A 23,038-nucleotide genomic window follows, 5' to 3' on the forward strand; every position below is an offset into this window, starting at 1 on the left:
GGGAAATTTAAGATGTATTCCCGCTTTATCGTGGATGAAAAAGGTGAACGTCGCAAATTACGCGATGGCGATCGGGTGACCATTGATGCCGGTGTTCAAATTCCTGGCTATGTGGGAGAAACGATTACTGTCGGTCAATTGTAAGACTAGCGCATTCATGATGTATTAAGAGGCTATTAAGCTGGATATTAGAATAATAATTGATGCGTAAGAGAGAATGAAACATGGCGAAAGATGTCCATGTTTCATTCTCTTTATTTATGTTGACCATCACTAAAATATGCTAATCCACTCCTCTATATCGACTACCGACATATTCAATATTAGGGCAGAAACCTAGTGGATTAGCATAACTATGCTGGAAAGGTTGGATAAAAAAGTTTATTCACGACAAAGTGTAGGAAAGCCATGACAGGACGCTTGTTTAGACTTTTTTTTCTTTCCCTACACCTCGCGTCTATGCGAACATTTTCTGTTCGCATTTTTTAATCCATAAAAAATTATAAATCCATGGATTATTTCCAAAGAGACGGGGAATAATAAAGAGCGAGGTGTTATAAATGAAAGTAGTAGGATTATACGAATATTTACCAATTGAAGCACAAGAAAGTTTCCTAGATGTAATAGTTGACACACCAAAAGCAAGTGGACATGATTTACTCGTCCGCATCCAAGCAATTTCAGTTAATCCTGTAGATACAAAACTACGTGCATCAAAAGTAACTGTGGAAGAAACGCCAAGAATTTTAGGCTGGGATGCTGTGGGTATCGTGACTGAAATCGGTGATGCCGTTGAGTTATTTCAAGTCGGCGATGCCGTTTATTATGCAGGGGATGTAACTAGACCAGGAAGTTACGCTGAATTCCAGCTTGTTGATGAGCATCTTGTTGGAGCTAAGCCAATCAATTTATCCATTGAGGAAGCTGCAGCCATGCCCCTTACGTTGATAACAGCATGGGAAGCTTTGTTTGATCGTATTCGCATCAATCCTGACGCGGATGCTGGAAAGAAGCTCCTGATTATCAATGGTTCAGGCGGTGTTGGTTCGATTGCAACGCAACTTGCGGTATGGGCAGGTCTTGAAGTTATCACGACAGCTTCTCGAGATGAGACCATTACATGGTCTAAGCAGCAAGGTGCAACGCATGTTATCAATCATCGCAAACCACTTTTACCCCAACTAAAGGCGCTCGATTTAGAAGGCGTAGAGTATATTTTATGCTTACATAATACGGATGCTTATTGGGACGCGATGCAAGAAATTATTTTACCGCAAGGTCATATTTGCTCGGTCGTAGAACTGCAAAATCCAGTATCTATGAGCCTTATCAAGGATAAAAGCGTGACAGTTAGTTACGAATTTATGTTTACTCGCTCCAAATATAATACGGATGATAAAGTGCGCCAACATGATATCCTCACAAAAGCCACACAATTATTTGAAAAAGGATTTTTGAAAACAACATTGAACCACGTGTTAACACCGATAAATGCAGCAACAATAAAAGAAGCGCATCGAATGTTAGAATCAGGTAAGTCAATTGGAAAATTAGTGGTGAAAGGATTTGAAGAGAATGACGAACAAGCGAATTGAATTATTTATAGCAGTAAGTTTGGATGGATATATAGCAGATGGTGAAGGAAGCGTAGGGTGGCTAGAAGAAATAGAAGGAGACGGTGATAATGGTTATATGACCTTCTTAAATGAGATTGACACAGTTGTGATGGGGCATACAACTTACAAACAGTTGTTTACGCTCACAGATACGTTTCCATATAGTAAGAAGCATGTGTATGTTTTTTCCAATGAAAAAGCGGGTACGAAAGACGAATACGCAGCATTTGTAAATGGCTCGGTCAAAAGTTGGTTGGAAAATACAGAAGGAAAGAGCATCTGGCTTGTAGGAGGGGCCCAATTGGTGAAAAAGTTCCTCGATGAAAATCAAATTGATCGATTTATTATTACTGTAGCACCAATTATTCTGGGGGATGGTATCCCCCTTTTTGAAAAAGGGACGAGAGAATTGCTACATTTAGAAGCCGTTGAAAAATACGGTCAGTTTACGCAGATGACGTATCGCAAAAAGGAGTAATGAATCATGAAAATAGCAACTTTTGATGTTGACGCACAGAAAGGCTTTACGCCACTTTGTCCAGCAGAATTACCGATTCCAGAAGGACACCTCATCGTACCTGAGCTAACATTTATGGCAACGCTGGGGACCATTCGAATTGGTAGTAAAGATGCACATCCTGAGAAAGCTGTTTGGACAGTAGAGGCGCCAGAAGATATGCTATCTCCCCTTGATTTTCCAGATGCTGATTTGACTTGGGTGAAGCATTGTATTCCAGGAACACTAGGTTTTGAATTACTAGACGGTATGCCACATCCATCCGAATATGATCTTTTTATTTGGAAAGGAATGGAGCCAGATTTGCATCCATATGGCGCATGTTATCACGATATTCGCGAAAACATGTCGACTGGTGTGATTGAATTTTTACAAGAACGTGATGTAGATCTTATTATTGTTGGTGGATTAGCCTTTGATTTTTGTGTAAAAACGACAGTAGAACAGCTTTCACGAGCTGGTTTTGCAGTTGTTGTATATTTGCCTGCGACGCGTGCTTTGACAGAGCGAGGTTATCACGACACAGCAGCGCATCTAGGAACGCTAAAAAAATGTCAGGATAGCTAAAGATCGAGCTGAATTAGCCGCGTATCGCCAAATTTAAACTAGGAAAGAGGCGAGACGAATGAAAAGAATTGGAATGTTTCCAAGCATGGTTATTTATAGTACGCTAGTTTTAACCTTAGCGACGTATCCCTTACTTCCAAGCGAGATAGCGGTACATTTTGGAACAGATTTTTCACCCGATATGTTCGTCCAAAAATGGCTTGGCTTGATTTTAATTCCGTTCCTTATGGTGATGTTTACTGGCACAGAATACTATGGGAAAGAGAAAGTAAAACCAGATAATCGTTTGGAATTTGAGTACATGTTTTATGCATTACTAATCCTTTTGGCAATCATTCAGCTAACGATTATTCTGTTCAGCCTAGGCTACGAAATTCCTACAGGACGTTACAGTTTATTACTTGTTGGAGCGCTACTAGTCCTGATTGCGATGTACCTTTCGAATTCCAAAAAAATATTCTTATGGCTCACACTCATTGGCTTTAAAAAGATAGACGCAAGATCACGAAATATTTTGAGAAAAATAACTGTTATAACGTTATCTGTTGTAGGTTTTACATTTTTACTTCTCGGGATCTTCATGTTTAATGACCCTTCTATTTTCATGCTTGCAGCGCTATTATCGATGACGATTGTGATTGTCGGATCTGGCGTCTACTTAAATAAAAAATAGTACAGTTCCAGTTTACAATGAATACAGTTTATGGTTTAATAAAGCCAAAGACGTGTCTTTTAAATGAGACATATCTTTGGTCTTTTTTTCGGCCAAAATACAAAGGGGGACATGATTTTGCGCAAAAAAATGTTAGGCATTCTAATGCTTTTAGTACTCATATTACTTGCCGCTTGTCAGTCAAAAGATGCAACAAAAGACACGGAGAAAAAAGAAAGCAACACGATTAACATCATGGAAACAGGCGAAATACCAGGCGTCAATCCTACAACTGCGGATAATAGCGTCAGTTTTAGAGCAATTAACCAGATATATGAAGGTTTATACCGTTTAGATAAAGATGGTAAGCCAGCGCTTGCGATGGCTGCTGCTGAACCAGAAGAACAAAATGGTGGCAAAACGTTAATTTTCAAAATTCGCGAAGATGCCAAGTGGTCAAATGGAACACCGGTAACTGCAGCCGATTTTGAATATGCATGGAAAAAAGTAGTTGACCCCAAATCAGCAGCTGCGTATGGACCGCAAATGGAAGAAATCGTGAAGAATGCGACACCGATTTTGAACGGTAAAATGGACCCAGACCAACTTGGAGTAAAAGCGCTGGACGATAAGACATTACAAGTTGATCTCGAGAATCCAGTTCCAATTTTCAAAGACTTGCTAACAACAGGCACATTTTTCCCGCAAAACCAAGCATTTATCGAGAGTCAAGGCGATCGCTATGCACTATCCAGCGAAAACCTGATTTCAAACGGACCATTTAAGTTAGAAAACTGGGATGGAACGAAGAAAAACTGGAATTACGTGAAAAATAATAAATACTGGGATAAAAAGAACGTAAAAGCAAATAAAATTAATGTGCAAGTCGTAAAAGATACAAATCAGGCATTAAATCTATATACAACAGGCAAGCTAGACCGCATTGAACTAGACGGTGAATTTGTTTCCAAATATAAAGATGACTCTGATTTCAACAAAGAATTTACAGGAAACTCTATTTATCTCAAAATGAATCAGGGTAAAGATGGGCAGAAAACCGATTTGGCTAATATCCATATCCGTCGTGCACTAGCCATGGCCATCGATAAACAATCAATGGTTGAGCGCTTACTTGCTAACGGATCCGCTGTACTTAATGGAAATGTACCTGCGAAAATCATGTTTGATCCAAAGACAAATGAAGACTTTCGAAAACAAAACGGCAATCTTTTGAACTACAATCCGACAGAAGCGAAGAAAAATTGGGAGTTAGGATTAAAAGAAATCGGCAAATCTGACTTAACAGTTGTATTAACAGCCGGAGACTCATCTCTTGAAAAGCAACAAACAGAATTCATGCAAGACCAACTTCAAAAGAACCTACCAGGCTTAACTATCAATGTCAAAACAGTAACGCAAAAAGCAAGTTTTGTAGCAGACGTCAGCCAAGATTATGAAATGCTACTCGGTGGATGGAGCGGAGATTATTCAGATCCACTGACATACCTCAATCTATTCCTGACAGACAGTCCCGGAAATCACACCGGATTTTCTAATGCCAAATATGACGAGCTAGTATTAGGTGCAAAAGGCAAACTTTCTAATAATCCAGAAAAACGCTGGGAGGCACTTTTAGAAGCTGAACAAATTTTACTAAAAGATAATGCAACATTAGTGCCACTTTACCAAGGCGGACGCGCGTATCTACAAAAACCGGCTCTTCAAGATTATTTTGCCTATCCAATCGGTTCCGAAAACTATAAATGGATTGCAAAAAAATAAATAAAAAGAAAGGTATTTCAAACAAAGCGTTTGGAGTACCTTTTTTTGCGGTATATAATAAAAAGACACAATTTCGACACATTTTAAAAAATAGAAAGCGGTGGTTCGAATGAAAAAAAACATCATGTATGGCACAAGCTTTATTTTAAGTATTCTCATATTCTTCCTAATTCCGCAGCTAGTAAAGGCAGATATAGTCCCACTAATAAAAGGCACAACACCAGAAATCGCAACAGAAAATGGAAAACTATTGCAAGATGCAATCAATCAAACATCGATATCGAAAGCAAAACAGGTAACCTTGCCAGCTGGTTTATTTTATATAAACGGTAAAATTATTTTGAAGTCACATATCATCCTCACAGGCCCAACTTCTTCTCCCACAGCGACAATGCTAACCATGAATAACGCCCCAATGACAACAGATTCCACACCAACAAGTCAAGAATCGGTGACGGACATAACCCTACAAAATTTTAGCCTACAATATAACCCTAATATATCTAAATTCAACTACTTAACCAATCCGACTAACTTTTATCAAGATAACCTATTAAATATAGGAATGGCTACAAAGGCAGAGACAAGCGCTGGTTATAAAGCGATAACTAAAAAAGCTTTAAAAACCAATATCAAGATTACTAATATGATATTCAATGCAAATAATGTTGGCTCAAGTATCATCAATGTCGCGAAAGCCAAAAATATAATTATCCAGAATAATCTAATTTTAAATTCAGGATTACAAAATGGTATTTCATTAACTTACACAGACAACATCACTATTATAAAAAATCGAATAAAGAACCTTGGCAGAACAGGTATTTTCGCTTATTATGGCAACAGCAATATTAATATTACAAATAACCAAGTCATCGATTGGATGCAACGATATGGTAGCTATCATTATGATGCCGTCAAAAAAAAGTGGTCAAACACTTGACAGTATGCAGGACTCTGCTATTGACAGTTACGGCCCGATGAATCAATATATTACCGTTAGAAACAATCAAATAAATCTCTCGGCCAGTGCAAATAAAGTCAATCCGAATAATCCACTAATCGCAAAAAAAATGGCGGCTCAAAACAGTGCCACGCTACGCACGATATACCGCTATAAGAGCGAGTGGTGCTCAATACGTATTGTACCAAGGCAATACCATCAATATTGACAGTCCAGATACATTCGCTTTCTTCACGACCAACATGCGCAAAAGCAACACATTAACCCGCCCAAAAGCGATCACGCTGATTGGTAATACATTTACATCCAGAAATATCGATTACCCTGTTCGTATTTTTGCAGGGATAAGTGATCCACCTAACTTAAATGGCATCACAATCCAATCCAATAGTTTCCGGATTATTGGTAAAATAAACAACTACTATCGTTCTCTCATCAATGTTCGTGAAGTGCCAATAACTGAAAATCGGCGTACAACATATTACCCAACTGCGCTACTATCTGTTTTTAACAATAAAATTAGAACTACAAATTTAGGAAGTGTTGTGGATGGTGCCTCGACTAGCAGGAAAGACGCGCTTCAACTTCTTTTTCTAAATAACAACACGAACAATGGTAGACCTTATCAAACAGCGAAAAACAACATTGGAACGACTTTAAAATCAATCGCATACTCTAAAAATGCACTAAAAGGAACCATCATTTGGAATGCCGATGAAACGAAAACGAAATATATCAGAATCACAAATCTGGCAGGCAAAGCAATTACTACCGAACAGAAACTAAACAAAAGTAGTGCAAGAAATTTCAGCATACCAATTAAACTCGTTCGTGGAACCCCAATTAAACTCCAAATAACAGAGGCAAAAGGAAATTATAGAGTAAATACCACCATCATTTATCAAGTCAAATAAGGATGCCAATTTTTAAGCTCCAAATAAAAACAAAAAATTTTTTTAAAAGTACTTGTAATCGTTTTCAACCTATGATATATTATATTCATCGCAAAGGATTGTTACCAATCTACGGGCATTACCTAAGCTGATTCGTGGGATACGCATGTATTCTCCTGCGAAACGGTTTGGGTTTTTCTTTGTGCAAAAATAAGGTAAGAAGGAAGGTTTATATTATGAAATATGAACAGCTCGCTAAGGACATTCTTGAGAAAGTCGGCGGAACAGATAATATTAACAGTGTATTCCATTGTATCACGCGCTTGCGTTTTAAACTGAAAGATGAGAGTATTGCGAAAACAGAAGAGTTAGAAAAAATGGATGGCGTTATCTCGATACTAAGAAGCGGTGGTCAATACCAAGTTGTTATCGGTAATCATGTACCAGATGTATACGCGGCAGTACTTGCAGTTGGCGGCATTTCTGCTGATGGTGCAGAAGGAGCAGCGAGCGAAAGTGGGGGTAATCTTTTCAACAGATTTATCGACATGATCTCAGGTGTATTTACACCAGTACTAGGCGTATTAGCTGCAACTGGTATGATTAAAGGTTTCGCATCGATGTTCCTAGCATTTGGTTGGGTTACAGAAACATCTGGAACCTACCAAATCTTGTACGCAATTGGGGATTCACTGTTTTACTTCTTCCCGATTTTCCTAGGTTACACAGCAATCAAGAAATTCGGCGGCAACATATTCGTCGGGATGGCCATTGGTGGCGCGCTAGTCTATCCAGCGCTTGCAGGATTAACAGCGGGTAAACCGTTATACACACTGTTTGCGGGTACACTTTTCGAATCACCAGTTTACGTTACATTCCTTGGGATACCAGTTATTCTAATGAACTATGCTTCCTCAGTTATTCCAATTATTTTAGCAACATTTTTTGCCTCAAAAGTTGAAAAAGGGCTTAAACAAATTATTCCAGATGTAGTAAAGACTTTCCTAGTGCCATTCTTTACATTATTAATTGTTGTACCATTAACATTTATTGTTATCGGCCCAATTGCAGTATGGGCAGGCGATTTGCTGGGACAAGGAACATTATGGATTTACAATCTAAGTCCAGTTATTGCGGGTCTATTCATAGGTGGCTTCTGGCAAGTATTCGTTATCTTCGGACTTCATTGGGGACTTGTTCCAGTAGCAATCAACAATATTTCCACACTACATGCAGACCCAATTTTAGCTATGACTTTCGGTGCATCTTTCGCACAAATTGGTGCTGTTCTAGCAGTCATCCTAAAAACAAAGAATCAAAAAATCAAAACGCTCGGCTTTCCAGCATTCATCTCCGGAATTTTTGGTGTGACAGAGCCCGCGATATACGGGGTTACACTACCGCTTAAAAAACCGTTTATCATGAGTTGTATCGGTGGTGCAGTTGGTGGCGGAATCATCGGACTTGCAGGGTCACAAAGTTATATCATGGGTGGATTAGGTATCTTCGGTATCCCGAACTTCATCGAACCAGGTAGCCCAATCGGAACACAATTCTGGATGGTTATAGTAGCGATGGTTGTCAGCTTTGTTCTAGGACTTGTTTTAACATTTATTTTTGGCTTCAAAGATCCAGTAGAAACAAGTGCATCCGTAACGCCAGTTGTAACAGAAGGCGAAACGCTAATCGAGCAAGAAGTGTTAGTATCTCCACTTGAAGGTGAACTTATTTCACTTGTAAACGTTAAAGACGAAGCATTCTCATCAGGTGCTCTAGGCAAAGGTTTGGGAATTGTACCTACAGAAGGTAAACTATACTCACCGGCAAATGGTGTCGTAACAATGGTATTCCCAACAGGACATGCAGTAGGGATAACAACCGATTCTGGTGCAGAAATTCTCATGCACATCGGTATGGATACGGTTCAGTTAGAAGGAAAATACTTCACCGTACACGCAAAGCAAGGTGATAAGATTACAGCAGGACAATTACTGACAGAATTTGATATCGATGGCATCAGGAGTGAGGGCTATGATATTACAACACCGATTATCGTAACTAATACGAATCAATATTTAGACGTTATGGTAGTCGATGAAGAAACAGTAAAACCTGGAGATCGTGTCATTACACTTGTTATTTAATATGGAAAAAGCAACGATTCTAACGCGGAATCGTTGCTTTTTTAGTCTAGATAAAGGCGATAAAATTGTTCAAAGAATGGGCAAAGATAGTAAGCTCAAGGCGTTTAGTTTTATATAGAATCCCGCCAAGCGCAATTCCTGGAACTAAATATAGAAGGAAACTGACGAAATCTGTCGGGACATGTGCCGCACAAAAAAGCAAACTACTAACAATCCAGCCAAGCCATAGCCGACTACGAAACAGTTGTTGCATCAAGAATCCTCGGAAAATAATTTCTTCTACGAAAGGCGCGATAATAACAATCGATAAGAAGCTGAGTAACCATGAAGCATGAAGGTAAACTTCTTCTAATAAAATTTCATTTTGTGTATCTGTATACGAAGAAAAATTTTGACCAAGATAATCAATGCCCGAACTAATTGCAATTGCAACAGCCATCACAATCGTTGCGAACAAGAAGCCTTTCCAATTAATACGTTCCCAACTAAAAAAATGAATTCTTTGCCATCTTGCTATCAAAAGTGTTAGTAACATTGCTGTCAAGTTGAGTAACTCGCTGTGCCAAGTAACAGCCATATCTAAAGCGTCATTCCTAGCTAAGACATCCCAAACGATACTCACAATCTGGAAAAGAAGTGATAATAATAAATAAACACCAAAAACCCAAATAATTGTCCAAATCCGTGGTTTATTTTCTTCTAGCATTTTTTCCTCCAAGTATTTGATTTGTTATTTATCATATCATTAATTGAAGTATGTTCCAAGGGAAGAATGTAGCGAATGACATGCTTGTATGCATATTGGAGGCGTAATTCGTGTTGTTCCGTGTTTTGCGGAAAGATGTTGCTTTGTTTCGGAGTAAGGCCTGTTCAAACGCCAGCGGAGGGATTACATGTTCGCGTTGCTCACATGCATATTGGAGGCGTAATTCACTTTGTTCAAACGCCTCCAACAATCCGACCTAGGACCTACCAATTTTCAGTCCATAGCCTATCGTTTAAAAAAATAAATCCAGCTATAATAAACTTATCAACTAAACAAAAGGGCGTGAACGACGTGAAAAAAGGGATTTTCGGTTTAATGTCAGCAGTACTCATTATGTTGCTAGTTGGAACGCAAACACAGCCAATCATCGTACCACTAAAAACCACAGAGCTACATACTACCATTCCAGCTGAGTCATCAACAGCTCAAATTATAGACATTAAAAATTAATCGTGACTTATAAACGATTTCACATAGATTTTAATCATGCCTAACTTTAAAAGTTGATATAAAAAACTTGGAGGTCATAAAAATGAACAATTTTTTCAAATACTTATTCACTGTTATTCTAGCTATTATCGGACTTAACATCTTATTCAAAGTTATTGGTATCACGATGCATTTCTTATTTCCACTTCTAGGTTTAGCGCTTGTCGTTTACTTGCTCTATCGTATTTGGGGCAACCCACGTAACTGCAACCGTCGTAATACAAGCAAGCACGACCGTTACGAGTGGTAAGATTTTTTTAAGTATATACTCATTTAAAACTCCCTAGGTTTTAAATCTTTGCCCGAGCTTCTATGCTGGGGCTTTTTTATGATTAAAATCGGCATATTTGTTAATTATAGTAAAACAACTTAAACTAAGAGAGTAAGGAGGCGATTATCGTGAAGAAGCAGAACTGGAATCGACTAGGGAAATTAGTAGCCACTGTATTAGTAGCCAAATTTATCTTGACGAGCAACAAGAAGCGCGTAAAATAATCGAATCAGGGGTTGAAAATCCATGATTTCATTTAGAATGCGAAATTGCCCAGTGCTCTCCAAATCATGGTGGGAGTATGCTATAATAACAACAAGATTACTGGAATGGAGTCAATGAAATGAAAGAAGGACTTGATTTATTAAAACAAGAAAATTGGCGGTTTATTGATCAAACGACAGTGCAAATTGCATTTGATGCCTTGCAGTCATTCGCAACCGATGACACATTATGCCGATCAGTTGGAAGCGAAATTTCTCCACCGACAACAAGAGCCTGGGTACATCACGATACCATTTCAATGGGAATACAAGATACGAAGTTACCAGATTTAAAAGAAGGAATTGCTTACTTTAGAGAACAAGGGTATCGTGCTGTTGTACGGAATTCTGGCGGTTTAGCAGTAGTGCTAGACGCAGGCGTACTCAATCTTTCGTTAGTTTTTCCTGATGTTGATCGAGGAATTGCGATTGATCGAGGTTATGAGACGATGTTTGCGCTTATTAAATACATGTTTCCTACATTTGCTTATAAGATGCAAGCACGTGAAATAGTAGGTTCTTATTGTCCAGGTAGTTATGATTTAAGTATTGATGGTAAGAAATTTGCAGGTATATCTCAACGTCGAATGGCTAAGGGAGTTGCTGTTCAAATATATTTGGCTGTAAATGGTGATCAGCAGAAACGAGCGGAGTTGATTCGTGAATTTTATCGTATTAGTGGGAAAGACAAGCAAGAGAAGTATGCATATCCAGATGTTAATCCTGCTGTTATGACTACGTTATCTGAGCTTTTTGATGAGCCGCTTGAGGTGAACGATGTGATGGTTAAGCTTCTTAATGCGTTATATCATTTCGCGGAGCGCTTGGAGTCGAGTCGATTGATGGGAGAAGAATTGGACTGGTACGTGAGTTATTATGAACGGCTGATATTAAGGAACGAAAAGGTTTTAGCAAATTTTAGACTGTAGAAAAACTACCTCACATGATTTTTCGCCAAACTTCAGAGTGTCGCCAAAAGCTTAAATTCCAGGCGAAGTCGAGCACTGGAGCAGAGCATACGTGGGTATGTTGACTGAAAATATATCCCCGAACATGTGAGAGGTTATGCGAAACAAAGTGTGGAAGCGTACCGGAAATGTTTACAGGCTCGCTCTGCTCTCCTGCATATTGGGATTGTAACTAATCTTACTTCGAACAATCCCAACAATGAATGTTTGTCGATACGCTGAGATTTTAGCAAATCTATGAATTAGTATAGAGAGGAAAGATGACATGTGGCATACTTAGAGACACGATTACCCGAAGTAAAAGTATTTAAAGATCCTGTGCATCGATACGTGCATGTTTCTGATCAGATTATTTGGGATTTGATAGCGACAAAAGAATTTCAGCGTTTGCGTAGAATCCATCAGTTAGGAACAACATCTCTAACGTTTCATGGGGCAGAGCATAGTCGATTTAATCACTCCTTAGGCGTATATGAGATAACGAGGCATATTGTAGAAGGTAAGTTTGCAAATGAACTTCAATGGGATAATGAAGAGCGTTTGGTAGCTTTATGTGCGGCATTATTACACGATTTAGGGCACGGTCCTTTTTCTCACGCGTTTGAAAAAAGTTTTTTAGTACGAATCATGAGCATTACACAATGGCAATTATAACTGGAAATACAGAAGTTCGGACAGTTTTGGAACGTGCTGGCGTTCATTTTCCAGAGAAAGTGGCGGCTGTTATTAATAAAACATATCAAAATCAGACACTAGTGAAGCTTATTTCTAGCCAAATTGATGCGGATCGAATGGATTATTTACTACGAGATGCCTACTATACTGGGGTTAGTTATGGGAATTTTGATATGGAGCGAATTATGCGTGTGATGCGGCCGAGCCCGGATGGGAACGGTGTCATTATTAAAGCGTCAGGAATGCATGCGGTGGAAGATTACATTGTGAGTCGCTACCAGATGTATCAACAAGTTTATTTCCATCCAGTCAGTCGAAGCGCAGAGGTCTTGCTGTGGAAAATACTAGAGCGAGCACAGAATTTGCATGAACGAGGCTACCATTTTATTCAGACACCTGTGCAACTGTTACCGTTTTTGAATCGGGATGTTTCATTGGAGGAATATATCACACTAGATGACACAGTTTTAATGTATTTCTTTTCGGTGTGGCAGTACGAAGAAGATGCTATTTTGAGTGATTTATGTAGTCGATTTTTGAATAGAAGGTTACTACAGTATATTAATTATGATTCGAAAGTGGATGCAGAGCTTTATTTGAAGTTGAAGGGGTTGTTGGAACAGGCGGATATTGATCCAGAGTATTATCTGGTTATTGATTCGACATCGGATTTACCATATGATCTATACGAACCAGGGGACGTCGCTGGGAGGTCGCCTATTCAATTATTAATGCCAAATGGAGAATTGCATGAACTGTCTACGGAATCACCCATAGTCGAAGCTATCGCTGGTAAACGTCGTATAGACATTAAACTTTATTATCCGCTTGATTTTATAGAAAGTGGACGTATTAATGCCGCAATATCTGAGGAAATTGTTAGTTTGATACATGCTCATTCTTTGAAAGAGCACAAACGCTACTAAGATTAGAAAAAGCGCTGTCTCATAACATACACTCATGCTATGAGACAGCGCCCCTTCTGGATAAGGGCATCGCTAAGCGTTTTAAATATCTGATTTGCGAACGCCAGCAACACCGTAATCTTTTTTTTTCATTTCTTCTAAGAAGACGTGGATATTTTCTTTTGGCGCGCCCAGATTCTTAGCAACAACCTCTGTCACCTCTTCGACAACAGCTTTCTTCTGATCATCTGTTCGACCTTCCAGAAATTTTATTGTTACGAACGGCATGAAATTCACTCCTAAGTATTGATTTAATGAGTGTATTATAACATAATTAAAGGACTACAATACTAAAAGGAGATTATACATGGATAATTTTTTGGCCTACTCGCTACAAGATTTGCCTTATGTGATAGTAACACTTTTAATTGCATTTACGATACATGAACTTGCTCATGCATGGGTTGCCTTACTATTTGGAGATGATACTGCAAAGAATGAGGGCAGAATTACGTTTAATCCATTAAAGCATGTTGACCCTATTGGTTTTATTTTTGTTATCATTGCTGGATTCGGTTGGGCAAAGCCAACACCGGTTAATACGTATAAAATGAAATATCGAAAAGTTGGAAGTGTGGTAGTAAGCTTGGCTGGCCCAGTTAGTAACTTACTACTTGCTTTCATTGGAATAGGACTTTACCTTTTGTTTTTACAGATGGATGTAGCTTATTCGCAAATTATTTTACATTTTTGCAATCTGTTTGTATCATTAAATCTGATTTTGTTTATTTTTAACTTGTTGCCATTACCGCCCTTGGATGGGTATCAAATTTTATCCGAATTTTTGCCTTTGAAATGGCGATTAAAAGTGCAAGCTTATGAAAATTATGCCTTGTTATTTTTCTTAATTCTTGTTATTACACCGCTTTCGAAGTATACGATATCACCGATTTTTAATACGCTTATTCCTTGGATTACAGGGGAAATGTTTAGTTTTTACTATCTTGTTTTTCAAATCTGAGGTTGCGTTTTAGCCTGATTTTAACTATAATGTAGTGCATTCGAAATTATATGGGGGGACTTTAGAGCGTGGGTAATAAGGAAAAAACGTCAGTACTGCTGCGTTTAAAGACAATTTCTAAGCAAGAAATGGAAGAGGAAATTACGGAGTTGACGCTGTCTGGTGTATTTTATTTAGATCATACAACAGGAAGTCGCTACCTTCATTATGAAGAAGAACAAGAAGCGGGTATGATTAGAACCGTCTTGAAAATAACAGATCAAGAAGTTTTGCTGATGCGTAGTGGTGCGGTTAATATGCGTATGCACTTTTTTAGAGAGCGTAAACGAAGTACTGTTAGTGTAGATTACGGAGTTGGCAAGCTGATGATGGAGTCTGAACTTTTGAATATGGAAGAGGCTTATGTGCAGGAAGCTGGTTTTTCTGGAAAGATTAATTTTCAATACGAATTACTAGACAGAGGTGTAAACATTGGCATTTTTGATGTCTCGATGACTTTAGAGGAGGATAAAGAATGAATGTTAGTCAGAAAGGTCAACAAGATTTAATTGCAATTATTAATGATGCAGTGATACAAGGATTGGGTATTGAGCAATCGGAGGTACCCGCCGTATTACTAGAAGTTCCAAAAGATAAACAACATGGAGATTACTCAACTAATATCGCGATGCAGTTGGCACGTGTAGCTAAGAAGGCACCGCGAGCAATTGCTGATAGTATTGTAGCCGCAATTGGGGAAAGTCATGTACTTATTAACAAAATTGAAATTGCAGGTCCTGGATTTATTAATTTTTACTTAGATAATGCTTATTTGACGGCTTTAATACCTGTCATAATGGAAGCAGACGATACGTATGGTGAGAGTGATACTGGGAAAGGAAAGCAATTTCAAATTGAGTTTGTTTCAGCAAATCCGACGGGCGATTTACATTTAGGCCATGCGCGTGGAGCTGCAATTGGAGATTCTTTAGCTAACATTTTGACAATGGCAGGTTATAAAGTGTCTCGGGAATATTATATTAATGATGCAGGAAATCAGATTAATAATCTGATTTTGTCAACAGAAGCGCGGTATTTAGAGGCGCTCGGTATTGAAGCCCCTTTTCCAGAAGATGGTTACCGTGGAGCGGATATTATCAATTTAGGGAAACAGTTGGCAGGTAAATACGGTGATACGTATGTAAAAGAAAATGTTGATGTAAGACGTGAGCTCTTCCGTAAAGAGGCGCTGGCATTCGAAACGGCTAAATTACGTGATGACTTGGCAGAGTTTCGGGTTCACTTTGATAGTTGGTTCTCGGAGACAACATTATATGATAATGATAAGATTATGCCTGCACTCGCGAAACTGCGGGATAATGGATATATTTTTGAAGAAGAGGGTGCGACGTGGCTTCGAACAACTGAGTTTGGCGATGATAAGGATCGTGTTCTTATCAAATCTGATGGTAGTTATACGTACTTTTTACCGGACATTGCGTACCACTTGGACAAATTAGAGCGTGGCTTTGATGTTCTAATTGACGTCTGGGGAGCGGATCATCATGGTTACATACCACGGATGCGCGCTGCAATTCAGAGTTTGGGATATAGTCCAGATCATCTTGAAGTGGAGATTATTCAATTGGTTCATCTTTATGAAAATGGCCAACAAGTGAAGATGAGCAAGCGTACTGGAAAATCTGTTACAATGCGCGATTTAATTGAGGAAGTTGGATTGGATGCGACACGCTATTTCTTTGCAATGCGTAGTTCGGATACACATATGAATTTTGATATGGGTCTTGCAAAATCAACATCTACAGAGAATCCGGTTTACTACGTGCAATATGCGCATGCTCGGATTTCAAGTATTTTGCGTTCAGGAATAGAGCAAGGTTTTGCGTTAGATAAGGACGCAAATGTTTCTTTATTAAATTCTGAAGTAGATTACAACTTATTAAAAGTGCTGGGTGAATTTCCAGATGTTGTCGCAGAAGCGGCGGAAAAAAGAATTCCACACAGAATTGTGCGGTATTTGAATGATTTGGCAACGACATTCCACCGTTTCTACAATGCGAATAAGGTTCTAGATGTGGAGAATAAAGAAATTTCAGAAGCACGGCTTGCTTTGATTAAGGCGGCTCAAATTACTTTGCGTAACGGACTCACATTACTTGGTGTTTCTGCACCAGAGAAAATGTAATTAGGATTTTTACGAGGCAAACATTTAGACAAATTTTAGATCGGGGTTTTGCGAATTATGCGCTATATCGTTTTCATATGTATCATTTTTTTGCTACTTGTCATTGCGACGGCGATTTTATATAGCATGCAATTAGGCTCTATCCCGATACTATTGCTTGCCATTTTGCTGTTTTATATTGGTTATTGTGTACTGACGAAGCTTTGAATATGAAAATGGTGTAGGGATTATTTCAGAGTATGTTATAATTTTATTGTGTTCGGCGTCATTTACATGTAGAATAGGTAGAGTCAGAAAAAATGTAGTTTAGGAAATAATTTTTTATTATAGAAGGGGCGTGCCAGCTTTGGATTTGAGCCAATTGACAAATGAAGAACGTAAAGAGTTATCTTTGATTGAAGTGGCGCACTATGTTCTTGAAAACAGAAGAGAAGTAATGCCATTCCAGGCCATTGTGAATGAGATTACGAAATTTCTTGATTTAAGCGAAGGCGAAATGAGAGATAGACTTGTTCAATTTTACACGGATATGAATATTGAGGGTAATTTTATTTCTCTTGGTAATAATACTTGGGGGCTACGCGCGTGGTACCCGATTGATGCGATTGATGAAGAAGTTCAGACGCAGACTAAAACGAAAAAACGTAAGTCGGATGATGAAGATGATGAGGATATCGATGAAGATATTCTAGATGATGACATTGAATATGAAGACGACGACATGGTAGAAGAGCTTGGAGAAGAAGAAGTTGTTCTTACGGATGGGCTTGTTGGAGACGATGATGATGACCCAGAGAGTGATCATTTACCTGATGGAATCGAAGGAGATTTAACAACTATCGTGGAAGATGATAGTGAGTTTGAGGACGAATTCGAGAAGTAAAAAATGGATACCTGCTTCTGAACTAAGAGGCAGGTTTTTTTATGGAAAATGATAGCCTCTTGAAAAATATTTTTTACCTTTGATTGCAATGCTTGAGGACGTTTTCATGAAATAAAGGGTTGACTTATTTGCGCCGGCTATGTAATATTTTATTTGGGCTCCTTTTTATAAGGACGGATATAAATATTACGCTCCCTTACTTGGAAATAACGAGTGAGTGGGGCGTTTTCTTTTTGTGTAATGGGAATGGATTGCACATTTTTCTTTTTTTAGCAATGATGTTTTGCAAGTAAAGGTTCTCCACCCCGAAAATGAATTTCGATAAGGCGAAAGGAGTAGATTTTAGAACAATGACAAAGTATATTTTTGTAACAGGTGGCGTCGTTTCATCGATTGGTAAAGGGATTACGGCTGCTTCACTTGGTAGACTACTTAAAAACCGAGGACTTAGTGTAACGATTCAAAAATTTGATCCTTATATTAACGTCGATCCTGGGACGATGAGTCCTTATCAACATGGAGAGGTTTTTGTAACAGATGATGGTGCAGAAACTGACTTGGATTTAGGTCATTACGAGCGTTTTATCGATATTAATTTGAACAAGTACAGCAATGTAACAACGGGGAAAGTTTATTCCGAGGTTATTAAGAAAGAGCGTCGTGGCGATTATCTTGGAGGAACGGTGCAAGTTATTCCACATATTACGAATGAATTAAAAGATCGGGTTTTCCGTGCGGCGCGTATGACGGATTCTGATATTATTATTACGGAAATCGGCGGAACAGTTGGTGACATCGAATCATTGCCGTTTATTGAGGCTATTCGCCAAATTAAAAGCGATGTGGGTGCTGAGAACGTGCTTTACATTCATACTACTTTGATACCTTACATCAAAGCCGCTGGAGAGATGAAAACGAAACCTACACAGCATAGTGTGAAAGAGCTTCGTAGTTATGGTATTCAGCCAAATATTATTGTTGTACGTACAGAGCAACCAGTTTCTCAAGAAATGAAAGAAAAAATCGCTCTATTTTGTGATGTAAAAGCTTCGGAGGTTATTGAGGCACGAGATGAGGAAACATTGTATAATGTCCCCCTTTCATTGCAAGCACAAAAGATGGATCAAATCGTACTGGATCACTTACAGTTGGAAGCTCCAGTTGCTGATATGGCAGAGTGGGAAGAACTTGTTCATAAAGTGAAAAACTTGACGAAAAAAGTTCGTATCGCGCTGGTTGGTAAATATGTTGCTTTACCAGATGCCTACCTCTCTGTTGCAGAAGCATTGCGTCATGCGGGTTATGCAAATGATGCTGAACTACAAATTGATTGGGTGGATTCAGAAGAAATCACACCTGAAAATGTGCAAGAAAAGATTGGTAGTGCAGACGGTATTTTAGTCCCTGGCGGATTCGGCGATCGTGGCATTGAAGGTAAAATCACTGCGATTAAATTTGCTCGTGAAAATAAGATACCTTATTTCGGTATTTGTTTAGGGATGCAATTGGCGACAATTGAATTTGCGCGTAATGTAATGGGATTAGAAGGCGCGAATTCGGCGGAAATCGATCCGAAAACACCACACGCGATTATCGATTTATTACCAGAGCAAAAGCATGTGGAAGATATGGGCGGTACGTTGCGTTTAGGCCTTTATCCAGCTCGAATTAAAGAGGAAACAAAAACTGCGGAGGCCTACGGTACAACATTGGTTGAAGAACGTCATCGTCATCGTTATGAGTTTAATAATGAGTATCGCGAGCAATTAGAAAATGCAGGGATGACTGTATCGGCAACGAGTCCAGATGGTCGCCTTGTCGAGGTTGTGGAGATCACGGATCATCCTTGGTTTGTGGCATGTCAATATCACCCAGAATTTATTTCGCGCCCAACGCGTCCACAGCGTTTATTCCGGGATTTTATTGCAGCATCATTGAAAAAATAATTTTTAGGTCGAGTAGTACGTTTTGTGTACGCTCGGCTTTTTTTGTGGTTGACTTTTATTTGCATCTGTTATATTATATGTATAACAGATGCGATCGGAAAGGGTGATTATTATGTCGAATACTCTAGCACTACTAGCACCATTATTTATTTTATACGCAATATTAACAGTGACAGCTTTGGTGGACTTGATTCGTTATTGGAGTAGCCGGCAAAATCCAGTTTTATGGTTGATTCTAATTTTATTTGTGAGTACATTTGGACCAATCATTTACTTTATTTTGGGCCGGAAGGATTATCGCTAATGGAAAAAATACTAGAAGTTACTAATTTATCGAAGCGCTTTGAGGATTATCAAGCTGTGAAGGACATTGATTTCCAATTGGTTACAGGAGAGTGTGTAGCGCTTCTTGGGCCGAACGGTGCTGGAAAGACGACAATTTTAAAGATGATTGTGGATATGATTAATCCTAATAGTGGGGAGATTCAGATTTGTGGTGGAAAGCATGCTGACATGAAGCGACAAATCGGCTTTTTACCTCAATACCCTAATTTTTATGGGTGGATGACAGCGACAGAAGCGTTACAGTTTATGGGAAAGCTTTCGGAAATGGATAAGAAGGATTTAAGCGAACGGATTCCAGAGGTGTTGGCGCAAGTTGGACTGGATGCAAATCTTAAGCAGAAAATTGCTACTTTCTCAGGAGGAATGAGACAGCGACTAGGTATTGCTCAGGCAATTTTGCATAGACCGGCGTTGTTAATTATGGACGAGCCTGTTTCAGCACTTGATCCGATTGGCCGTCGTGAAATCATCCAACTGATTCAGTCTTTAAAAGGTAAAACGACATTACTATTTTCTACGCACATATTGGCGGATGTTGAAGAAGTATGTGAACGGGTCTGCATAATTCGAGAAGGCGAGATTGTAGCAGACGACCGGATTGCTAATTTGGTGCAAGCAAATGCTGCGTCTGTTTTTGTATTGCGGAGTGATGCTGATACGACAAAATTTGAGCTAGCTATTGCAAAAGAGGTTGCAATTAGCCGAATGGAGCAAAAGCATGGTGCTATATATTTGCATTACCAAGGAGATGTTGGTGTGGCACGTGAAGCTATTTTACGCGTGTTGATGGCGACCGGGATAGCTTGGACGAGTGTGAGCCAGGCGCAGGAAACGTTGGAAGATGTGTTTTTAAGGATGGTGGAGAAATGAACAACATGAGAACACTTTTCTTAAAGGAGCAGATGGAACAATGGCGAAGTTTAAAATGGGTTTGGTTACCGGTTGTGTTTGCGATTCTTGGTATGATGCAACCGTTGATGATGTATTATTTACCACAGATTATGGGAGCTGTGGGTAGCGGTGGAAGTGAGCAAGGAGAAGCTATTGCAGACTTGATGGGTGGAGTAAATGCACAACAAGTTATGGCTGGGACACTATCTTCTCAATTTGACCAGCTAGGAATCATTATTTTAATTGTCGCATGGATGGGTGCGATTATTTCTGAGAAGAATAACGGTATGCTTGCATTTATTCTAACAAGACCAGTAAAAGCGTGGGAATATATTTTAGCAAAATGGTGTTCACAAGCCTTATTAGCATTTATTTCGTTAGGGCTAGGCTATTTTGCAGCGTATTATTATGTTTTCTTGTTGTATGGTGAAATTGAAATGACGAGTATTTTAGCCGGATTTGGTGTTTATTTTGTATGGCTACTATCGATAATATCCATTGTACTGTTTTTAGGAATCGTATTTCGAAGCGCAGCAGTTGTTGCGATAATAGGTGCAGGTGGCGTGATAATTCTAGAATTAGTGAGCGGAATTTCTGGTTGGGGACAAATGTTCAATCCTGCTTATTTGAGCGCCAATGCCACGAGTATTATTATGACGGGAGATACGAAGGGTTATTTTGTGGGAAATTTGTTCATTTCGTTAGTGTATATCGTTATTCTGCTCGCTCTATCGATTTCCTTATTGACGAAGAAAAGCTTCCATATTGGTAGTTCACATGAATAGATTCACAAATTTTAATAGAACTCTCATGTGATTTTCCTCCCAATGTTAGGTGGCTGATGTAATATAGAAAATGTAAATAAGATTACTTATTGCTTTTCCCCCTTTTTAGCAATAGGAAATCTAAACTCCTTTTTCCCAAGTTGGTTCCCCTACCTGCTTGGTTTTTTTTTGCAAAGGTAATCGTTAATTATTTTTCATGAACTTCTAGTCTGTTTCTTGATTGCTTATTATGTATGACCTGTATTCTAAAAGATATAAAGAGGGTAGTAATTACTTTTCTCCCTTTTTAGTAGTTGTTCATCCAATAAAACTCCCTTTTGACCATCGCGGTTTCCTCCTTTTTTTTCGCGATGTTTTTTCTATGTGCTTCAAGCGAGGATGCATAAGGCTTGCATTTCTGGGGGGCACTAGGTGTATAGTAGAGAGGTAAATAGAAATCGGGAGGCTGATAAAATGAACATGAATGATACGGTGACACTTGCAAATGGCGTAAAAATGCCGCAGTTTGGCTTCGGTGTTTGGCGTGTAAATGATGGGGAAGAAGCAGTGAATTCCGTGAAATGGGCAATTGAAACGGGGTACAAGAGCATTGATACAGCAGCTGCTTACAAGAATGAAGAGGGCGTTGGTCGCGCGATTAAAGAATCAGGCGTGCTACGCGATAGTCTTTTTGTAACGACGAAATTATGGAATGCTGACCAAGGTTATGAATCAACATTGGCTGCTTTTGATACTAGCTTGGAGAAGTTAGGTTTAGATTATGTTGATTTATACTTAATTCATTGGCCAGTGGAAGGTAAATTTGTAGATACTTGGCGTGCCTTCGAAAAACTATATGAGGATAAAAAAGTACGTGCTATCGGTGTTTGTAATTTTCATGAACATCATTTGGATGAGTTGCTAAAAGATGCTAAAATTGCGCCAATGGTAAACCAGATTGAACTGCATCCTTTGTTGTCTCAAGAGCCATTACGCAAATATTGCGCAGACAAGAATATAGTGGTGGAAGCATGGAGCCCGCTTGGTAGTGGAAAAATCCTCAATAATAGCGTTATTAATTCTATCGCAAAAATCTATGAAAAATCTGTAGCTCAAGTTATTTTACGTTGGGATTTACAACATGGTATTGTGACGATTCCAAAATCTGTCCACCAAAATCGTATTATTGAAAATGCGAATATTTTTGATTTTGAATTGAAGGATTCAGAGATGGCGCTAATCGACAGCTTAAATCAAGATGAGCGCACGGGTCCAGATCCAGATAATTTTAATTTCTAATATGAAAAAGCAGTAAATCCATTTTTCGAGCGGATTTACTGCTTTTTCTATTATTTGAGGTTTGCCATTAAGGTCCAACCAATAACGACGTTTCCATTTTTGAGGCGGTACCATACTTTTCCTTCAATATTTGCTTGACGATCTGCAGTTAATGTTTTACTAGCAAAATTAGTAAGCGTTCCGACTTTAATCGGTGGATCATCAACAGGGAATGAGTAGAGTATACCAGATG

Annotated in this window: 23 protein-coding genes and 2 pseudogenes; 22 read left to right on the forward strand and 3 right to left on the reverse strand. The window is 38.8% G+C overall.

Annotated features, from left to right (window positions below):
• Window positions 1-560 precede the first annotated feature (560 nt).
• The 8 genes and pseudogenes from PROCOU_RS09955 (at window position 561) to PROCOU_RS09990 (ending at window position 9,135) form a co-directional block, all read left to right on the forward strand.
• Window positions 561-1,595: a zinc-binding alcohol dehydrogenase family protein gene (locus tag PROCOU_RS09955; protein ID WP_036072068.1), complete on the forward strand. Its 1,035-nt coding sequence runs from the start codon at window positions 561-563 to the stop codon at window positions 1,593-1,595.
• On the forward strand, window positions 1,576-2,094 hold the full coding sequence (locus PROCOU_RS09960) for a dihydrofolate reductase family protein (RefSeq protein WP_036072071.1): 519 nt from the start codon (window positions 1,576-1,578) through the stop codon (window positions 2,092-2,094). The genes PROCOU_RS09955 and PROCOU_RS09960 overlap by 20 nt, the downstream gene beginning before the upstream one ends.
• A 6-nt stretch (window positions 2,095-2,100) precedes the next feature.
• Window positions 2,101-2,737 (forward strand): annotated as a pseudogene (locus tag PROCOU_RS09965) (isochorismatase family protein).
• A 21-nt stretch (window positions 2,738-2,758) separates the two neighbouring features.
• A complete protein-coding gene (locus PROCOU_RS09970; protein WP_036072073.1) occupies window positions 2,759-3,373 on the forward strand; it encodes a DUF1648 domain-containing protein in 615 nt (204 codons plus the stop codon).
• Window positions 3,374-3,502: 129 nt separating this feature from the next.
• The gene (locus PROCOU_RS09975) at window positions 3,503-5,134 is read left to right on the forward strand and encodes a peptide ABC transporter substrate-binding protein (protein ID WP_077913413.1); all 1,632 of its coding nucleotides are present in this window, start codon (window positions 3,503-3,505) and stop codon (window positions 5,132-5,134) included.
• Between the two features lie 109 nt (window positions 5,135-5,243).
• Window positions 5,244-6,077, forward strand: a complete 834-nt coding sequence (locus PROCOU_RS09980) for a right-handed parallel beta-helix repeat-containing protein (protein WP_036072077.1) — start codon at window positions 5,244-5,246, stop codon at window positions 6,075-6,077.
• A 146-nt stretch (window positions 6,078-6,223) separates the two neighbouring features.
• Window positions 6,224-7,012, forward strand: coding sequence for a hypothetical protein (locus tag PROCOU_RS09985; RefSeq protein ID WP_036072079.1), 789 nt, complete (start codon window positions 6,224-6,226; stop codon window positions 7,010-7,012).
• A 215-nt stretch (window positions 7,013-7,227) separates the two neighbouring features.
• A complete protein-coding gene (locus PROCOU_RS09990; protein ID WP_036072082.1) occupies window positions 7,228-9,135 on the forward strand; it encodes a beta-glucoside-specific PTS transporter subunit IIABC in 1,908 nt (635 codons plus the stop codon).
• A 46-nt stretch (window positions 9,136-9,181) separates the two neighbouring features.
• Here the strand turns inward: PROCOU_RS09990 and PROCOU_RS09995 are convergent, their stop codons facing one another.
• On the reverse strand, window positions 9,182-9,841 hold the full coding sequence (locus tag PROCOU_RS09995) for a CPBP family intramembrane glutamic endopeptidase (RefSeq protein WP_036072085.1): 660 nt from the start codon (window positions 9,839-9,841) through the stop codon (window positions 9,182-9,184).
• A 351-nt stretch (window positions 9,842-10,192) separates the two neighbouring features.
• Between PROCOU_RS09995 and PROCOU_RS17775 the strand changes: the two genes are divergently transcribed.
• The 4 genes and pseudogenes from PROCOU_RS17775 to PROCOU_RS10015 all read left to right on the forward strand — a co-directional run bounded on the left by PROCOU_RS17775 (window position 10,193) and on the right by PROCOU_RS10015 (window position 13,493).
• The gene (locus tag PROCOU_RS17775) at window positions 10,193-10,351 is read left to right on the forward strand and encodes a hypothetical protein (protein WP_159101211.1); all 159 of its coding nucleotides are present in this window, start codon (window positions 10,193-10,195) and stop codon (window positions 10,349-10,351) included.
• Between the two features lie 82 nt (window positions 10,352-10,433).
• Window positions 10,434-10,640, forward strand: a complete 207-nt coding sequence (locus PROCOU_RS10005; protein ID WP_036072089.1) for a hypothetical protein — start codon at window positions 10,434-10,436, stop codon at window positions 10,638-10,640.
• 364 nt (window positions 10,641-11,004) lie between these two features.
• Window positions 11,005-11,853, forward strand: a complete 849-nt coding sequence (lipL, locus tag PROCOU_RS10010; RefSeq protein ID WP_036072091.1) for a lipoyl-[GcvH]:protein N-lipoyltransferase — start codon at window positions 11,005-11,007, stop codon at window positions 11,851-11,853.
• 306 nt (window positions 11,854-12,159) lie between these two features.
• A pseudogene (locus PROCOU_RS10015) lies at window positions 12,160-13,493 on the forward strand (HD domain-containing protein).
• Window positions 13,494-13,574: 81 nt separating this feature from the next.
• Here PROCOU_RS10015 and PROCOU_RS10020 read toward each other — a convergent pair.
• Complete coding sequence (locus PROCOU_RS10020; RefSeq protein ID WP_036072094.1) at window positions 13,575-13,760, reverse strand: 2-hydroxymuconate tautomerase; 186 nt, start codon at window positions 13,758-13,760, stop codon at window positions 13,575-13,577.
• Window positions 13,761-13,839: 79 nt separating this feature from the next.
• Here PROCOU_RS10020 and PROCOU_RS10025 point away from each other — a divergent pair, with 79 nt between their 5' ends.
• The 10 genes from PROCOU_RS10025 (at window position 13,840) to PROCOU_RS10065 (ending at window position 22,806) form a co-directional block, all read left to right on the forward strand.
• Window positions 13,840-14,493: a site-2 protease family protein gene (locus PROCOU_RS10025; RefSeq protein WP_036072096.1), complete on the forward strand. Its 654-nt coding sequence runs from the start codon at window positions 13,840-13,842 to the stop codon at window positions 14,491-14,493.
• A gap of 68 nt (window positions 14,494-14,561) precedes the next feature.
• Entirely contained in the window at window positions 14,562-15,011 is a 450-nt protein-coding gene (locus PROCOU_RS10030; protein WP_036072097.1) for a YwiB family protein, read from the forward strand.
• Window positions 15,008-16,678 (forward strand): arginine--tRNA ligase, encoded by a 1,671-nt coding sequence (gene argS, locus PROCOU_RS10035; RefSeq protein WP_036072099.1) that lies wholly within the window; start codon window positions 15,008-15,010, stop codon window positions 16,676-16,678. The genes PROCOU_RS10030 and argS overlap by 4 nt, the downstream gene beginning before the upstream one ends.
• Before the next feature lie 57 nt (window positions 16,679-16,735).
• Window positions 16,736-16,885, forward strand: a complete 150-nt coding sequence (locus tag PROCOU_RS17985) for a hypothetical protein (protein ID WP_167549797.1) — start codon at window positions 16,736-16,738, stop codon at window positions 16,883-16,885.
• 139 nt (window positions 16,886-17,024) lie between these two features.
• Window positions 17,025-17,561, forward strand: coding sequence for a DNA-directed RNA polymerase subunit delta (rpoE, locus tag PROCOU_RS10040; RefSeq protein ID WP_036072117.1), 537 nt, complete (start codon window positions 17,025-17,027; stop codon window positions 17,559-17,561).
• Between the two features lie 350 nt (window positions 17,562-17,911).
• Complete coding sequence (locus tag PROCOU_RS10045; RefSeq protein WP_036072102.1) at window positions 17,912-19,507, forward strand: CTP synthase; 1,596 nt, start codon at window positions 17,912-17,914, stop codon at window positions 19,505-19,507.
• Between the two features lie 112 nt (window positions 19,508-19,619).
• Window positions 19,620-19,811 (forward strand): PLD nuclease N-terminal domain-containing protein, encoded by a 192-nt coding sequence (locus PROCOU_RS10050; RefSeq protein ID WP_036072104.1) that lies wholly within the window; start codon window positions 19,620-19,622, stop codon window positions 19,809-19,811.
• The gene (locus tag PROCOU_RS10055) at window positions 19,811-20,722 is read left to right on the forward strand and encodes an ABC transporter ATP-binding protein (protein WP_036072106.1); all 912 of its coding nucleotides are present in this window, start codon (window positions 19,811-19,813) and stop codon (window positions 20,720-20,722) included. Before PROCOU_RS10050 ends, PROCOU_RS10055 begins: the two co-directional genes overlap by 1 nt.
• Window positions 20,719-21,528, forward strand: coding sequence for an ABC transporter permease (locus PROCOU_RS10060; protein ID WP_036072108.1), 810 nt, complete (start codon window positions 20,719-20,721; stop codon window positions 21,526-21,528). Before PROCOU_RS10055 ends, PROCOU_RS10060 begins: the two co-directional genes overlap by 4 nt.
• Before the next feature lie 453 nt (window positions 21,529-21,981).
• Window positions 21,982-22,806, forward strand: a complete 825-nt coding sequence (locus PROCOU_RS10065; RefSeq protein ID WP_036072110.1) for an aldo/keto reductase — start codon at window positions 21,982-21,984, stop codon at window positions 22,804-22,806.
• A gap of 50 nt (window positions 22,807-22,856) precedes the next feature.
• Here the strand turns inward: PROCOU_RS10065 and PROCOU_RS19330 are convergent, their stop codons facing one another.
• Window positions 22,857-23,030, reverse strand: coding sequence for a GW domain-containing glycosaminoglycan-binding protein (locus PROCOU_RS19330; RefSeq protein ID WP_149023659.1), 174 nt, complete (start codon window positions 23,028-23,030; stop codon window positions 22,857-22,859).
• Window positions 23,031-23,038 lie beyond the last annotated feature (8 nt).

The organism is Listeria rocourtiae FSL F6-920, assembly GCF_000525975.1.
In the GTDB taxonomy this organism is placed as follows: Bacteria; Bacillota; Bacilli; order Lactobacillales; family Listeriaceae; genus Listeria_A; species Listeria_A rocourtiae.

Coding starts and splice junctions, on each gene's coding strand:
- PROCOU_RS17985 (WP_167549797.1), top strand. CDS start 16,736: ATGCGCTATATCGTTTTCATATGTATCATTTTTTTGCTACTTGTCATT.
- PROCOU_RS09980 (WP_036072077.1), top strand. CDS start 5,244: ATGAAAAAAAACATCATGTATGGCACAAGCTTTATTTTAAGTATTCTC.
- PROCOU_RS09990 (WP_036072082.1), top strand. CDS start 7,228: ATGAAATATGAACAGCTCGCTAAGGACATTCTTGAGAAAGTCGGCGGA.
- PROCOU_RS10065 (WP_036072110.1), top strand. CDS start 21,982: ATGAACATGAATGATACGGTGACACTTGCAAATGGCGTAAAAATGCCG.
- PROCOU_RS09970 (WP_036072073.1), top strand. CDS start 2,759: ATGAAAAGAATTGGAATGTTTCCAAGCATGGTTATTTATAGTACGCTA.
- PROCOU_RS10005 (WP_036072089.1), top strand. CDS start 10,434: ATGAACAATTTTTTCAAATACTTATTCACTGTTATTCTAGCTATTATC.
- argS (WP_036072099.1), top strand. CDS start 15,008: ATGAATGTTAGTCAGAAAGGTCAACAAGATTTAATTGCAATTATTAAT.
- PROCOU_RS09955 (WP_036072068.1), top strand. CDS start 561: ATGAAAGTAGTAGGATTATACGAATATTTACCAATTGAAGCACAAGAA.
- lipL (WP_036072091.1), top strand. CDS start 11,005: ATGAAAGAAGGACTTGATTTATTAAAACAAGAAAATTGGCGGTTTATT.
- PROCOU_RS10045 (WP_036072102.1), top strand. CDS start 17,912: ATGACAAAGTATATTTTTGTAACAGGTGGCGTCGTTTCATCGATTGGT.
- PROCOU_RS10020 (WP_036072094.1), bottom strand. CDS start 13,760: ATGCCGTTCGTAACAATAAAATTTCTGGAAGGTCGAACAGATGATCAG.
- PROCOU_RS09975 (WP_077913413.1), top strand. CDS start 3,503: ATGTTAGGCATTCTAATGCTTTTAGTACTCATATTACTTGCCGCTTGT.
- PROCOU_RS09960 (WP_036072071.1), top strand. CDS start 1,576: ATGACGAACAAGCGAATTGAATTATTTATAGCAGTAAGTTTGGATGGA.
- PROCOU_RS10050 (WP_036072104.1), top strand. CDS start 19,620: ATGTCGAATACTCTAGCACTACTAGCACCATTATTTATTTTATACGCA.
- PROCOU_RS10025 (WP_036072096.1), top strand. CDS start 13,840: ATGGATAATTTTTTGGCCTACTCGCTACAAGATTTGCCTTATGTGATA.
- PROCOU_RS10060 (WP_036072108.1), top strand. CDS start 20,719: ATGAACAACATGAGAACACTTTTCTTAAAGGAGCAGATGGAACAATGG.
- PROCOU_RS09995 (WP_036072085.1), bottom strand. CDS start 9,841: ATGCTAGAAGAAAATAAACCACGGATTTGGACAATTATTTGGGTTTTT.
- PROCOU_RS10055 (WP_036072106.1), top strand. CDS start 19,811: ATGGAAAAAATACTAGAAGTTACTAATTTATCGAAGCGCTTTGAGGAT.